This window comes from Pseudomonas fluorescens (assembly GCF_900636825.1).
GTDB lineage: Bacteria > Pseudomonadota > Gammaproteobacteria > Pseudomonadales > Pseudomonadaceae > Aquipseudomonas > Aquipseudomonas fluorescens_BG.
In genome coordinates, this window is record NZ_LR134318.1 from 2,834,797 (window position 1) to 2,849,759 (window position 14,963).

Annotated in this window: 11 protein-coding genes; 4 read left to right on the forward strand and 7 right to left on the reverse strand. The window is 59.9% G+C overall.

All coding sequences use genetic code 11. From position 1 onward, the window contains the following. Positions 1-150: 150 nt before the first annotated feature. The 3 genes from EL257_RS12865 to EL257_RS12875 form a co-directional block, all read right to left on the reverse strand. Positions 151-2,271 carry an acyltransferase family protein gene (locus tag EL257_RS12865; protein WP_126363049.1) on the reverse strand — a complete coding sequence of 707 codons (2,121 nt, stop codon included), beginning with the start codon at positions 2,269-2,271 and terminating at the stop codon, positions 151-153. 108 nt (positions 2,272-2,379) lie between these two features. Further along, positions 2,380-3,393 (reverse strand): aldo/keto reductase, encoded by a 1,014-nt coding sequence (locus EL257_RS12870; RefSeq protein ID WP_126363051.1) that lies wholly within the window; start codon positions 3,391-3,393, stop codon positions 2,380-2,382. A gap of 178 nt (positions 3,394-3,571) precedes the next feature. Beyond that, positions 3,572-4,882: an MFS transporter gene (locus EL257_RS12875; protein WP_126363053.1), complete on the reverse strand. Its 1,311-nt coding sequence runs from the start codon at positions 4,880-4,882 to the stop codon at positions 3,572-3,574. Between the two features lie 171 nt (positions 4,883-5,053). On the opposite strand from EL257_RS12875, the gene EL257_RS12880 reads away from it, so the two are divergent. The 4 genes from EL257_RS12880 to EL257_RS12895 all read left to right on the forward strand — a co-directional run bounded on the left by EL257_RS12880 (position 5,054) and on the right by EL257_RS12895 (position 10,669). Then, positions 5,054-6,172 (forward strand): sugar diacid recognition domain-containing protein, encoded by a 1,119-nt coding sequence (locus EL257_RS12880; RefSeq protein WP_126363055.1) that lies wholly within the window; start codon positions 5,054-5,056, stop codon positions 6,170-6,172. A 216-nt stretch (positions 6,173-6,388) separates the two neighbouring features. Further along, positions 6,389-7,522 carry a glycerate kinase gene (locus EL257_RS12885; protein ID WP_126363057.1) on the forward strand — a complete coding sequence of 378 codons (1,134 nt, stop codon included), beginning with the start codon at positions 6,389-6,391 and terminating at the stop codon, positions 7,520-7,522. Between the two features lie 292 nt (positions 7,523-7,814). Next, positions 7,815-9,440 (forward strand): methyl-accepting chemotaxis protein, encoded by a 1,626-nt coding sequence (locus EL257_RS12890; protein ID WP_126363059.1) that lies wholly within the window; start codon positions 7,815-7,817, stop codon positions 9,438-9,440. Between the two features lie 41 nt (positions 9,441-9,481). Continuing rightward, positions 9,482-10,669 carry a pyridoxal phosphate-dependent aminotransferase gene (locus EL257_RS12895; protein ID WP_126363061.1) on the forward strand — a complete coding sequence of 396 codons (1,188 nt, stop codon included), beginning with the start codon at positions 9,482-9,484 and terminating at the stop codon, positions 10,667-10,669. A 111-nt stretch (positions 10,670-10,780) separates the two neighbouring features. Here EL257_RS12895 and EL257_RS12900 read toward each other — a convergent pair whose 3' ends face one another. The 4 genes from EL257_RS12900 to EL257_RS12915 are packed head-to-tail and all read right to left on the reverse strand — an operon-like array spanning position 10,781 to position 14,938. Further along, on the reverse strand, positions 10,781-11,746 hold the full coding sequence (locus EL257_RS12900; RefSeq protein ID WP_126363063.1) for a 2-hydroxyacid dehydrogenase: 966 nt from the start codon (positions 11,744-11,746) through the stop codon (positions 10,781-10,783). Positions 11,747-11,760: 14 nt separating this feature from the next. Beyond that, positions 11,761-13,059 (reverse strand): MFS transporter, encoded by a 1,299-nt coding sequence (locus EL257_RS12905; protein WP_126363065.1) that lies wholly within the window; start codon positions 13,057-13,059, stop codon positions 11,761-11,763. 60 nt (positions 13,060-13,119) lie between these two features. After that, complete coding sequence (locus tag EL257_RS12910) at positions 13,120-14,163, reverse strand: sugar kinase (protein WP_126363067.1); 1,044 nt, start codon at positions 14,161-14,163, stop codon at positions 13,120-13,122. Continuing rightward, entirely contained in the window at positions 14,156-14,938 is a 783-nt protein-coding gene (locus tag EL257_RS12915) for a sugar phosphate isomerase/epimerase family protein (RefSeq protein WP_126363070.1), read from the reverse strand. Before EL257_RS12915 ends, EL257_RS12910 begins: the two co-directional genes overlap by 8 nt. Positions 14,939-14,963: the final 25 nt, after the last annotated feature.

Sequence of the window (14,963 nt, forward strand, 5' to 3'; positions counted from 1 at the left end):
TCCTCGCGGGCGGGTGGGTCAAACGGGGGCGAAGGATACGTGGTTTTTGTGCTGAATATTGGCCGGTTGCTCAATATTTACAACAACCCGTTCTCACCAATGAAGGCGCTGCAGTGAACCGAGGTTTCGGCAGCGCCTGGAGGAGTGTAGTCAGTGAGGTTTGATCAGTGGGTTGCCAAAGCGCTGAATGTACATCTCGCCGAACTGGTACGACGCATCATCGGTGATATGGCCGATGTCGCGATAAACCGGCAAATCATCGACGGTGGTCATGCAAGTTTGCCCTTCGCATTGCACGCTTTTCGGGTCGACGATGATCAGGCTTGGATACTCCGCCTGCAGTTCAATGAAAAGCTTTTCCAGTCCCGGGTCTTGCGCGCCTGACCACGGCGTCAAGGCGCATTGACGACTTTGCTCCGCGCTGCCGAACAGCCCGCGCAATTTGATCTGTTTAAACAGGCATTCATTGATGCCCGCTGGCATGGGCAGGGTGCTCTTCAGAAGAATGGGGGTTGCGCCGGTAGTCACGATGGTGTCCAACGCTTGGCGAATCGCCACGGCCATGCGTTGGCGTGACAGTTCGATGCTGCGCGGGTCATCCAGGCGGGTGACGATGGCATCGGACATGTAACCCTCCCAGAAATGTCCGATGATCACGTACTGGAAGGCGTTATTCCTGATGATCTCATAGTAGCGCTGAGCAGCATCGTGGCACTTTTGATACAGCGCCTTTTTGTATTTATACCAGTCGTATAAATAGAGGTCAGGCAACGCCAGACACGCCGGGTACGCCTGCGCGAGGACGGAAAGGTCGGCATCTTTGGCCAGCGTATCGACGAACCCCCAGTACTGATTCGAATAGGAGTCACCCATAAGAAACACCTGCGGCGCGGCTTTTACGGCGCCGAACAGACAGTCCGGATCGGCGCCGTCGCTGACCCCCAGGCACTTTTCCCTGGCGGCTGGAACCGCCGCGTTCAAGCGGTCGAACAGCTGACGGGTTTCAGTGCCAAAGCGACCCGGCCAGCCCTCGTGCTTTTGGCCTGCCGCGTGGAGGAACGACAGGGCGATAGCGGGCACGATCACCAACACTACAAGCGTTTTGGCAAAGCTGGCCCGAGCTTTTCGGAATCTGTTTTCGATCAGGACAAAGGACAAGTAACCAGTCACGAAGCTGGCAACGAAATAAAAGACCGTCACTGGCGGAGTCAACTCGATGCCCAGGTCGTTCATTACCGCGAGGATCGGCCAGTGCCACAAGTAAATGGAATACGAGAGCGTGCCTATGAAGACCAGAGGTTTGAACGCCAGTAATTTCGCCGTGAAGCTGACATCGCCGATCCCGCGAAACAGCAAGGCGGCAGTCGCAAGGCACACCGCGATGGCGTGATAGCTGGGAAAGCCCGAGAGGATGTCGTCGCGGGTCGCGCAGTAGGCGATCGTGGCCAGCGACAGTGCGCCGATCAGCGAAGCGCTGAGGCGATTGAGGCGCAATGTCTCGGTGCTGAAGATCACGGCGCAGGAGCCGATCATCAATTCAAAAATGCGTGCAGTGAAAAAATAGTAGTTTTGCTCGGGGTGCGTGTACGACAAATACAGCGCCAAGGCCATCGCCGCGATAGTCAGAGCGAGGACGGTCGCCTTGAAGATTTTTTTCGCAACATAGCGGTGGAGCAGCCAGAGCCCCAGGGGCAAGAGCAGATACCACTGCCACTCGATCGCCAGCGACCAGGTGTGCAGCAGTGGCAGATTTGCCGCATCCGGCGTGGCGTAACCTGTGGTCGCTTTGGCGAAGTACTGGTTGGAGATGAGCAGCGAGGTGTACTTCTCGCTTTTGAGAAAATCGACGTAATCGTTCGGCAAGTACAGCAGCGTGGTGACCACCAGGGTGACGACTAGCAAGGCGATGATCGCTGGTTGCAAGCGCCAGATCCGCCGCGTGTAAAAGCCGGAGAAACTGAAGCTACCGTTATCCAGTGACTTGAGAATGATCGAGGTGGTCAGGTATCCGGAGATGACGAAAAATATATCGACCCCGATGAACCCGGCAGGAAGCAGCGTCAGCCCCCCGTGAAAAATCAACACCAGCAGCACCGCGACGGCACGAAGACCGTCGATATCAGCGCGGTATTCAATTGAGGCTTTGCCCACACCAGGCGTTACGGTCGACCCTGGCACCGCCTGTATGCCCAGGCTGTTTTTGGTGCTGAACAGGTTGAACAGCGACGCGCGCAGAGGTTTCCACGCTAATTCGATGGGGCGGTTGAACATTGATATATTCCGGGCCGTGTCAGTACGATCAAGCAGATTCCGTTTGATCGCGATCAATTCCATGAAAAACAGCCGATTGTATCGGCTGTTGATGAGGGAGGGGAAACCTTAAACCTGACGCGGTTTACGGCCTGACACGAAATGACTCACATCGTTGAACCCCGGCGTCGAAGAATGTCCGGGCGTGACCAGTGAGTCGATAAATGCCTCATCCTGCGCCGTGATGTTCACCGTTTGCGCCTTGGTGTAAGCATCCCATTGTCCTTCCGTCCGCGGCCCGACAATCGCCGACGTCACCGCGCTGTTGTTCAACACCCAGGCAATCGCGAACTCAACCATGCCGACGCCGCGTTGTTCGGTGTACTGATGGATCGGCTGGGCGATGCGCAACGATTCAACGCGCCACTCGGTTTCCAGAATGCGCTTGTCCTGACGCCCCGCGCGGCTGTTGGCGTCCGGTGTGACGTCCGGCGCGTACTTGCCGCTGAGCACGCCACGGGCGAGCGGGCTGTAGGGCACCACGCCGAGGCCGTAGGTTTGTGCGGCGGTGATTTGTTCGGTTTCGGCCTGACGGTTGACGATGTTGTACAGCGGCTGGCTGATCACCGGCCGGTCGACCCCGAGTTGGTCGGCGATGCGAATCACCTCGGCAATCCGCCAACCGCGGTAGTTCGACAGGCCCCAATAGCGGATCTTGCCCTGACGAATCAGATCGCCAATTGCCGAAACGCTGACTTCCAACGGCGTGTTGTGGTCTTCGCGATGCAGGTAATAGATGTCGAGATAGTCAGTGCCCAGGCGGGTCAGGCTGGCTTCCAGACCATTGAAAATATGTTTGCGGCTCAGACCGCTGCGATTCGGCAAACCGTCTACCGGACCGAAGCCGACCTTGGTTGCCAGTACCCACTCATGCCGATGACGGGCAATCGCCTCGCCAACGATTTCCTCGGAGCGGCCATTGGTGTAGACGTCGGCCGTATCGATGAAATTGATCCCTTGATCCCAAGCCTTGTCGATGATGCGCAGCGAATCCTCTGCGCTGGTCTGCTCGCCAAACATCATCGTGCCGAGGGTGAGGGTGGACACCTGCAGCCCTGAGTGACCCAGTGTGCGATAGCTCATGCCGAAATCCTTTTGTCGGTGGGAAGTCCCAGACAAATATCAGATGGCTTACCAAGCGCAAAGTGAATTGTTTATCCCGGTAAACGCAAAAAGACCGCAGCCTGCGGCGATTCCTACAAGGGATTGCGTTTCCTGTAGGAGCTGCCGCAGGCTGCGATCTTTTAATTCCCGCGTCTGTTTAAGCCCGCAACGTTCGCGTCATCCGCAACGCCAACAGACTACCGCCAACAATCACCGCCGCCAGCACATACAACGCGGCATCCGTCGAGCCCGTGCTGTCCTTGACCCAGCCCACCAGATACGGACTGAGAAAACCCGCCATCTGCCCCATCGAGTTGATCAACGCCAGGCCACTGGCCGCAGCGCCCGCACTCAACATGGCGGTCGGCACCGGCCAGAACATCGGCAAACCGGTCAGCGCGCCCATGGTCGCGATGGTCAGACCGAGAATGGCGATCGCCGGGTTGGCGGCGAAATTCACCGCGATGACCAGACCGATCGCGCCCATCAGCATCGGCACTACCAGGTGCCAGCGACGTTCCTTGCGCAGATCCGCCGAACGCCCGACCAGCAACATGAATACCGCCGCCAACAGATAAGGAATCGCACTCAACCAGCCGATCACCAGGTTATCGCTGAAACCGAGGTTCTTGATGATCGACGGCAGCCAGAAGTTGATCGCGTACACGCCGCTCTGGATGCAGAAGTAGATCAAACCGAACGCCCAGATCGCCGGGTTCTTGAACACCGCCAGCAACGAGTCGGTGGCGGTTTTCGGTTTGTTGGCCAGGTCTTCGGCGTGATCCGCTTCAAGCACTGCGCGCTCGTGTGGGGTGAGCCACTTGGCGTTGGCGAAGCTGTCACTCAAGAGAAAATAGGCGAGGGCGCCAAGGATCACCGTGGGAATCCCTTGCAGCAGGAACATCCACTGCCAACCGGCCAAGCCACCCTGACCTGCGGCAAAATGATTGAGAATCCAGCCGGAAAACGGACTGCCGAGCAAACCGGAAACCGGGATGGCCGACATGAACAACGCCATGATCCGCCCACGGCGGAAGGTCGGGAACCACTGCGAGAGATACAGTACGACGCCTGGGAAGAACCCGGCTTCGGCCGCACCGGTAAACAAACGCAGCGTGTAAAAACCGCTGGGCGTAGTGACGAACAACAGGCAGGTCGACAGCGTGCCCCAAGTGATCATCATCAGCGCGATCCAGCGTCGCGGACCGAATCTGGTCAAGGCCAGGTTGCTCGGCACGCCGCACAGTACGTAGCCGATGAAGAAGATACCGGCACCGAGGCCGTACACGGTTTCGCTGAATTTCAGTGCATCGAGCATCTGCAGTTTGGCGAATCCAACGTTGACCCGGTCGAGATAGTTGAACAGGTAGCAGATGAAAATGAAGGGGATTAAACGCAGGGTGATGCGTTTATAAACGGCGTTTTTATCGTCGTCGATGGTCTGGGTAGCTGCGGCGCTCTGCGACATAGCGGCTCTCTCTTTATTATGATTTTTTGCGATGCAAAGGTTAACGTTGATCGCCCCGAGAGTCTCGGCCACCTTTGGCCGGATTGTCTTTGTGCCTGAGCACAGGGTTTGCCGCCAGACCCTGTGCGGGTGAACAACCGTCCGCGCGTGTTTTCAAGGATTTTGCCGCCTATGTTCGAACTCGATCACGACCTCGCCCAGGACATCGTCGACCGGGCCATGGCCATTTTGCCGTACAACGTCAACGTCATGGACAGCCAGGGCCTGATCCTCGGCAGCGGCGAGCCGGAGCGCATCAACACCCGTCACGAAGGCGCGCAACTGGTGCTCGCCAACGGTCGCGTGGTGGAAATCGACGCGCAAACCGCGGTGCATCTCAAAGGCGTGCAACCGGGGATCAACCTGCCGCTGTTGCTCGATCAACGTTTGATCGGGGTGCTGGGCATCACTGGCGAGCCGGAACAACTGCGCACTTACGCCGAGCTGGTACGCATGACGGCCGAGATGCTCGTCGGTCAACGTAATCAGCAGGCCGAGCAGCAATGGCGACGCCAGCGTTGCGATGACCTGCTGGCGTTGCTGTTGAGCGAGGCGGGTGATTCGCCGCGCCTGGTTGATGAGGCGCAGCAACTCGGCCTCAAGCCGCAATTGACGCGGGTGCCGTATCTGTTCGAGCTGGGTGTCGAGCATGGCCCGGGGCAAACGGTCGATGCGTTGAGTGCATGGCTGAACTCGCGGTATCCCGACAGCTGGTGCGTGAGTTCAGCGAAATCCTCGCTGCTGTGGTGCCGTCCGGCGGGCCATAACGTGGAGCACGATCGCCTGCTGGAAAAACTGGATGGACTGGGTTGGAACATTCTGCGCATTGCCGTGGGTGGGCAGGCGGAAGGCTTGGCCGGGTTGCGTCGCTGTTATCGGCGGGTCGGTGATTTGCTTGCTTATGGCCGGGATGTGTTGCCGCATTCACGCGTGCTGACGCTGAATCGCTACCGCTTGCCGGTGATGCTGTGGCGTCACCGCAATGATGACGCGCTGGACGAATTGCTTAAGCCGTTGCGCAAGGTCATCGCCAAGGACAGCAACGGCCAGTTGCTGGCGACGCTGCGCAGTTGGTGCGAACACGACGGGCAAAGTCAGGCCTGCGCCGATGCCTTGGGCATTCACCGCAACAGCCTGCGCTATCGCATGGAGCGCATTGCCGAGTTGAGTGGCGTTGATCCGTTGAAGCTGGACGGGATGTTGGCGCTGTATCTTGGAGTGCAGTTGCTGCCGCAGACTGATCCGAATTGATTGGGCGCCTTTAAGGAAGCCTTCGCGAGCAGGCTCGCTCCCACAGGGGAATGCATTTCAAATGTGGGAGCGAGCCTGCTCGCGAATAGGCCGGAACATCCAACACCGGTCATTTGTGAAAATGAACAACAATCATCTCCAGCCCTTGTGCAGCCGACCGGCGTCAACGCCCATGCCGACTGGCAGCATGAGGGCCAATGCCACCGGAGAATTCGCATGAAGATCGTCATCGCCCCCGATTCGTTCAAGGACAGCCTGAGTGCGCAAGGCGTTGCCGAAGCCATCGCCCTCGGTCTGGCGCAGGTCTGGCCCGACGCCACGCTGGTGAAATGCCCAATGGCCGACGGCGGTGAAGGCACGGTCGAGTCGATTCTTGCCGCCTGCGAAGGCGAACTGCGCCGTACCCGCGTTCGTGGTCCGATGGGTGCGCCGGTCGATGCCGCGTGGGGCTGGTTGCCACACAATTACACCGCGATCATCGAAATGGCCGAGGCCAGTGGTTTGCAGTTGGTCCCGCCGGGGCAGCGCGATGCATGTATCAGCAGCACTTTCGGCACCGGCGAACTGATCCGTGCCGCTCTTGATGCGGGGGCGCAGCGGGTGATCCTGGCGATTGGCGGCAGTGCGACCAACGACGGCGGCGCCGGGGCCATGCAGGCGCTTGGCGTCAAACTGCTGGATGCGCAAGATCAGCCGCTGGTGCCGGGTGGTTTGGCCTTGGCCCACTTGGCGCGGCTTGATCTCAGTCAGCTCGACCCAAGGCTGGCGCAGGTGCGTTTCGATATCGCTGCCGACGTCAATAATCCACTCTGCGGCCCCCACGGCGCCTCAGCGATTTTCGGCCCGCAAAAAGGCGCTTCGCCGACGCAGGTGCAGCAACTCGATCAAGCCTTGGGGCATTTCGCTGACCTGTGCGCCCAGGCGCTGGGCAAGGATGTGCGCGATGAACCGGGCAGTGGTGCGGCGGGTGGTCTGGGGTTCGCGGCCAAGGCATTTCTCGGTGCGCAGTTTCAGGCGGGAGTCGAAGTGGTCGCCGAACTCGTTGGTCTCGCTCAAGCCGTCGAGGGCGCGGATCTGCTGATAACCGGGGAAGGGCGGTTCGATGCGCAGACCTTGCGCGGCAAAACCCCTTTCGGCGTGGCGCGAATTGCCAAGCAACATCGCGTCCCGGTCATTGTCATTGCGGGGACTCTGGGCGACGGGTATCAGGAACTCTACGAGCACGGTATCGATGCAGCATTTGCGCTGACCAGCGGCCCGATGACCCTCGAGCAAGCGTGCGCCGAAGCGCCGCGCCTGTTACGCGAGCGCGCCACGGATATCGCTCGCCTTTGGCAACTGGCTCGCTAAACGAACCCGTGTAGGAGCTGCCGTAGGCTCGGGCCGCGATTGGACGATCTTTTGAGGTTGGTCTCTGCAAACAAGATCAAAAGATCGCAGCCTGCGGCAGCTCCTACACAATCCGCTCATCGCGCGGGCAGGAAATATTTACCGCATCCCCCAAATCTTTCTCAAGCCTGGCCGATACAACGTTCAGGCGCGCACAAAACATTCCAACCAGTGACGCCGGACTGAAGCCCGCCCGATGGGCCAGTGATCACGGCATGGACGCTCGTAGTTTCTTTCTTTCGAGAGTCCGACCATGTCTCTGCGTAACCTGAATATCGCGCCCCGTGCTTTCCTCGGTTTTGCCTTTATCGCCTTGCTGGTGATCATCCTCGGCGTGTTCGCCGTCAGCCGCATGACCGTCATCCGTCAGGCTTCCATCGACATGGACTCGACGCAACTGCCCAGCGTGACCCACCTCAGCGTGGTCACGGAAAACGTCTTGCGCATGCGCATCCTCTCGTTCCGTGTGCTGGTCAACCGTGACCCGGCCAGTCTGCAAGAAGCGCAAACGCGCATCGCCACGCTGGTCGAAAAAGTCCGCAAAGCCCAGGCCAGCTATGCCGCGCTGCCAGCGGGACCGGAGGAGCGTGAGACTTACCAGACCTTTTCGACCACGCTGGACAACTACCTGCAAGCGCAGAACCAGATGATCGAGCTGTCGTGTCAGGACAACATCGAAGGGCTGCGCACGCTGATCAACACGCGCATCAAGGAAGGCACCGATCAGATGGGCGAGCAGCTCAACAAGCTGATCGCGTTCAACGCCGCCGATGCCAAGACGGCGGCCAGGCAAGCGGGCGAACATTACGACAGCGCCATCATCGGGATCATCATCGTCGCCGTGATCGCCGCGCTGGCCACGGTGTTGCTCGCCTTGTTGCTGACCCGCAGCATCGTCACGCCGCTCAATCGTGCGGTACTCGCAGCGCAAACCATTGCCGGCGGCGACCTGAGCAAAGCCATCGAAATCGACGGCAAGGACGAACCGGCGCGCCTGCTCGAAGCCTTGGCCGCGATGCAGACCAATCTGCGCAAGACTATCGAACAGATCGCCGGCTCCGCCACGCAACTGGGCGCCGCTGCCGAGGAACTCAGTGCCGTGACCGAAGAAGCGTCCCGCGGTTTGCAGCAGCAAAACAACGAGATCGAACAAGCCGCCACGGCGGTCAACGAAATGACCGCCGCCGTCGAAGAAGTGGCGCGTAACGCCGTGTCGACTTCCGAAGCCTCGAACCAGTCGACCCACGCCGCGCGCGAAGGCCGCGATCAAGTGGTGAAAACCGTCGATGCGATCCAGACCATGACCCACGACGTACAGAACACCGCGCACATGATCGAAGGCCTCGCCGCGCAAGGACGCGATATCGGCAAAGTGCTCGACGTCATCCGCGCCATCGCCGAGCAGACCAACTTGCTCGCCCTCAACGCCGCCATCGAAGCCGCGCGTGCCGGTGAGGCCGGGCGCGGTTTTGCCGTGGTCGCCGACGAGGTTCGGGCGTTGGCGCATCGCACCGCGCAATCGACCCAGGAAATCGAAAAAATGGTCGCCGGCATTCAAAATGGCACCGGCGAAGCGGTTTCTTCGATGCAGCAGAGCAACCAGCGCACCCAGTCGACGCTGGAAATGGCGCGCGCCGCTGGCGTTGCACTGGAGCAGATCACTCAGTCGATCCACCAGATCAACGAGCGCAATCTGGTGATCGCCAGCGCTTCGGAAGAACAGGCGCAAGTGTCGCGGGAAGTCGATCGCAATCTGGTGAATATTCGTGATCTGGCCACGCAATCGGCCGCAGGGGCCAATCAGACCAGCGCCGCGACCCATGAGCTGTCACGGCTGGCGGTAGATTTGAATGCGATGGTGGCGCGTTTCGTGATTTGAGATACGGTGAAGGCTGGAAACCGCGCTAACAGGAGACGTACATGCGCTATTCAGCCTTGACCCAACGAATTGCCGGGGAAGGAGCCGCTGCCTGGCAGATTCACGATCGAGCGCTGGAGTTGCGCGCCGAGGGTGTCGATGTGTTGTTGTTGAGTGTCGGCGACCCGGATTTCGATACGCCGTTGCCGATCATTCACGGCGCCATCGACAGCCTGTTGGCGGGCGACACGCATTATTCCGAAGTCCGTGGGCGCACCACGCTGCGCGAGTTGATCGCCGAGCGCCATCGGCGGCGCAGCGGTCAGATTGTCGATGCCGACCATGTGATTGTCATGCCCGGCGCGCAATGCGCGGTGTATTCGGTGGTGCAATGCCTGCTCGATCCAGGCGATGAAGTGATCGTCGCCGAGCCGATGTATGTCACCTACGAAGGCGTATTTGGCGCGTGCGGCGCGACGGTGGTGCCCGTGCCGGTGCGTCCGGAAAACGGGTTCCGCGTCGATCCGGCGGATGTCGCCGCACGCATCACCCCCAAGACCCGCGCCATGCTGTTCAACAGTCCCAACAATCCCTCAGGCGCGAGCCTTTCGCTATTGATCTGGCAAGAGCTTGCGGCGTTGTGCATCCGCCATGACTTGTGGCTGATCAGCGACGAGGTTTACAGCGACCTGCTCTATGAAGGCCAGCACATCAGCCCGGCGAGTCTGCCGGGAATGGCGGAGCGTACGGCGACGATCAACAGCCTGTCGAAATCTCATGCCATGACCGGATGGCGCATCGGCTGGATGATCGGTCCAAAATCGCTGGCCGAGCATTTGGTCAATCTGTCGTTGAGCATGCTGTTCGGACTGCCGGATTTCGTGCAAAAAGCCGCGGAGGTTGCGCTGGCTTCGCAACTGCCGGAAGTGACGCAGATGCGCGAGGAATATCGCCTGCGTCGCGATCTGGTATGCGAGCGCTTGAGCGGTTGTCCGGGTTTGTATCCGATTCGCCCCGATGGCGGCATGTTCGTCATGGTCGATGTGCGCGAAACCGGCCTCGGCGCTCAGGCGTTTGCCGAGCGTTTGCTGGAGGGTTACGGGGTGTCCGTGCTGGCTGGCGAAGCGTTCGGGCCGAGTGCGGCGGGGCACATTCGGATTGGCCTGGTGGTGGATCGGGTGAAACTGGCGGATGCCTGTTCGCGGATCGCCTTGTGCGCGGCGCAGCTGCTGCAAGCGCGCAGGGCCTGATGATTTTGCGGAATCTGTAAATGCCTTTTTGCGAGCAGGCTCGCTCCCACAGTGGAATGCATTTCAAATGTGGGAGCGAGCCTGCTCGCGAAGCGGTATCACAGCCAGCGCTTAATGCGGATTCACCAGATTCGCCGGCTTCTCACCATTCAACGCCGCCAGCAAATTCTCCACCGCACACCGCGCCATCGCCTCGCGCGTTTCATGTGTTGCCGAACCCATGTGCGGCGTCGCCACCACATTATTGAGCTGCAACAACGGCGAGTCATGACCCAGCGGCTCACGCTCAAACACATCGAGACCTGCCGCGCGAATGCGGTTATTGCGCAATGCCTCGATCATCGCCGCCTCATCCACGACTTTGCCCCGTGAAATGTTGATGAAGATGCTCTCCGGTCGCATCAGCGCGAATTGCTCGGCGCCGATCAACCGTTCGGTCTGCGGTGTGAGGGGCAAGGTCAGGCAGATGAAATCCGATTGTCCGAGCAAATCCTCGAGGCTGCGGTATTGCGCATCGAATCGCGCCTCGACTGCCGGTTTGCGCGAGGTGCTGTGATAAAGCACCGGCATGCCAAAGCCGAAATGGCCACGCTGGGCCAGCGCTTCGCCGATGCGGCCCATGCCGATGATGCCTAGCGTCTTGCCATGCACATCGGTACCGAAGTGGGCCGGGCCAAGGTTGCGGCTCCATTGGCCGCTGCGCACCATGGTCGCCAGTTCCACCACGCGGCGAGCAGCGGCGAGGATCAAGGCAAAACCAGTGTCGGCGGTGGTTTCGGTGAGTACGTCTGGCGTATTTGTCAGGAGAATATTGCGCCGGGTCAGGTAGTCGATGTCGTAGTTGTCGACGCCCACCGAAACACTGGCGACGGCCTCAAGCTGCGGCGCCAGATCGAGCAACGTCGCGTCGAGTTTTAGGCTGGCACCGAGCAGCCCGTGAGCCCGGGGCAGGGCGTCACGCAATTGCATGAGGCCGTCGGCGTCGAGGTTTTCGATCAGCGTCACCTCAAACTGTTGTTGCAGCCGGGCCATCAGCGCGGGCGAAAGTTTCTTGTACAGCACGACCTGTTTTTTCATGGCAAAAAGTCCCTTCAGGAATGCGCCGGCACACGGGGTGTGGCGACGGCTTTGGCGACGACGCGATCACTGGCGCCGGGCTTGAGGAAAATCGTCAGCACCACCGACAGCAGCAACGCGCCACTCATCAACAGGTAGGACGCGCCGGGCGAACCGGTGGAGCTGTTCAGATAACCAACCAGATACGAACCGCCAAACGAACCGAGCGCGCCCATGCTGTTGATTAACGCCATGGCGCCGCCCGCGACGTTGGCTGGCAGAATCTCTGGAACGATGGCGAAAAACGGGCCATAAGGCGCATACATGCAGGCGCCGGCAATCACCAACAGCGTGTACGACCACCAGAAGTGTTCGGCGCCCAGCGCGTACGAACCGTAAAACGCGATCGAGGCGATCAACAGCGGTGGCCAGACGAAACGTTTGCGTTTCTGCAGTTTGTCCGAACCCCACGACACCGCGAGCATGCCGATTACCGCCGCCAGATATGGCAACGCCGACAGCCAACCCGCCTCGATCATGTCCATTTGCGCGCCAGCCTTGAGGATCGACGGCAGCCACAAGACGAAACCGTAAACGCCGATGCTCCAGCAGAAAAACTGCAACGCGAGGATGATCACCTTCGGCGACCGGAACGCTTCGGCGTAATTCTTCACGGCTTTGATGCCGACCTGTTCGGCGGCAAGAGCGCTTTCCAGATCCTGCTTTTCCTGATCGTTGAGCCACTTGGCCTGGGACGGACGATCATCGGCCAGACGCCACCAGATAAACGCCCAAAGCACCGCCGGCAATCCTTCGATGATGAACATCCAGCGCCAGCTGAAATGCTGCACCAGGTATCCCGACACCACCGACATCCAGAGCATGGTCACCGGGTTGCCAAGGATCAGAAAGGTGTTGGCCCGCGAACGTTCGGCGCGGGTGAACCAATGGCACAGATACACCAGCATCGCCGGCATCACGGCCGCTTCAACCACGCCGAGCATGAAGCGGATGACGATCAGCCAATAAGCGTTCGAGACCACGCCGGTCAACGTGGCGAGCCCGCCCCAGAGGATCAGGCTGACGAAAATCAGCTTTTTCACGCTGTGTTTCTGCGCGTAGATCGCCCCCGGCACCTGGAAGAAAAAGTAGCCGAGGAAGAACAGCGCGCCGAGCAGCGAGGACAGGCCAGGTGTGATCATCAGGTCTTCGGCCATGCCCGATGCCGCGGCAAATCCGTAGTTGGCGCGATCCAGATACGCCAGGCTGTAGGTGATGAACACGATTGGCATGATGTACCACCAGCGGCGGGCGGCGAGGGTTGCAGTTTTCATCGGTGTGACTCCTGAGCTTGTTGTTTTTGTCGCAGCAGGTTCAAATTCTTGTAGCGCTTGTCAGGGCCTCATCGCTGGCAAGCCAGCTCCCACAGGTGTCGTGGGTGTGTCAAAGGTTGTGTGCGCACCACCAAACCCTGTGGGAGCTGGCTTGCCAGCGAAGGCGGTTTCAAATTCAACCGATAATTCTAGGCGGGTGGGTAGGCCTTCCATATCCCCGCGACTCTGCACCGCACGACTGCCAATCCAGTTCGCCCGCTGCACCGCCTCGGCGAAACTCTGGTGTTCGAGCAATGCGCTGATCATCCCGACCGCGAAGCCGTCACCGGCACCCACCGTGTCGACAACCTTGGCCACCGGTACTCCGGCGACAAATCCCTGGGCCAGATGAGTTCGGTAATACGCACCCTCCGGACCCAGTTTGATTGCTACCGCCTCGGCGCCCTGATCGAGATAGAACGCGGCGATGTCCGCCGGATCCTCAAACCCGGTAAGCAATCGACCTTCGCTCAACCCCGGCAAAACCCAGTGGGCGAGGGCGGCGAGGCGATTGATCTCGGTGATCATCTCGCGCTCGCTGGCCCACAGGCTCGGGCGCAGATTCGGGTCGAACGACACACTGCGCCCGGCATTGCGCATGCGGCTCATCAGTTCAAAAGACATTTCTCGTGCGGTCGCGGACAGCGCGGGCGGAATGCCCGTGGCATGCAGATGCCGAGCGTTGAGCAATGATTCGCTGATCGATTGCGGCGCCAGATGACTGGCCGCCGAGCCGCGCCGGAAGTACTCAACCTGAGGATCGCTGCCGTCGTCGCTTCGGGACTTGAACTGGAAACCGGTCGGATGATGTTGATCGACGGCGACGTGGCTGCAATCCAGACCTTCGTTGGCTAACGTCTGCACCACGAAGCGCCCGAGCGAATCATCGCCGACGCGACTGAGCCAGGCGACATTGAAACCCAGACGCGAAAGGCCAATCGCGACGTTGCTGTCGGCACCGGCAATGCGCTTGTGAAATTGCTCGACCGTGGCCAGATCGCCGGTCTGCTCGGCGACCAGCATGGCCATGGTTTCGCCGAACGAAAGAATATCGATCTCAGACATGAGCAGGCTCCAGGCGCGATTGACCGAGGCGGGCGAGGGCGGCGACGTGCTCGGTGGTCAGCTGCACCAGGTCATCGCCTTGCAACGGATATTCGGCGGCGCGCATAACGCCTTGGTCCATGTGCCGCAGCAGTTGTTCCCACACGTGAAGGTCGCTGACGGCGGGGGGCACCGCGACAAGTTTGCCGTCGGGGCGACGCGCCACGGCTTTGCAGTGCACATAGCCGACGTGGCGACCGAGCAGCCGCGCGGCGCTGGCGGCGGACTGGTCCTGCCAATGCCAGTTGCCGATGTCGAAGGTCATTCTGACCGGCAGATTGTGCTGTTCGACGGCGGCGAAGAAGCGCTGGAACGGTTCAATGCGACCGCCGTGCAAGGTCTGATCGTTTTCCACCAGCAATTGCACCGGGCTGTGCTTCAGGCGCTCGCCTAGCGCTTGCAAATCATTAGTGTCGGTAAAATAGCCGAGCGAGACTTTCAGCCATTTCGAGCCAAAAGCTTCAGCCTGTTGCAGGGCGGTAATCAATTCGGGATTAGGTTGCGACTGACCTGCGAGCCACAGTTCTACCGGCGACGAGTAGATGCTTTGCAAGCCTTGTGATTGCGTTGCTTGCGCGAGTTCAGTGGGGTCTTCACAAGTCAGCAGTTCTTCACGCCACTCGATGCGACTGGCCCCGGCGGCGGCTAGCACATCGATAAAAGAACCTTGCCCACGCAGGCGCACAAGCTCGGCACCGTAACTGGAAAGGCTTATGGAAACGGCGGGTATGTTCATTGTTATTGACCTCTGAAACCGGTTT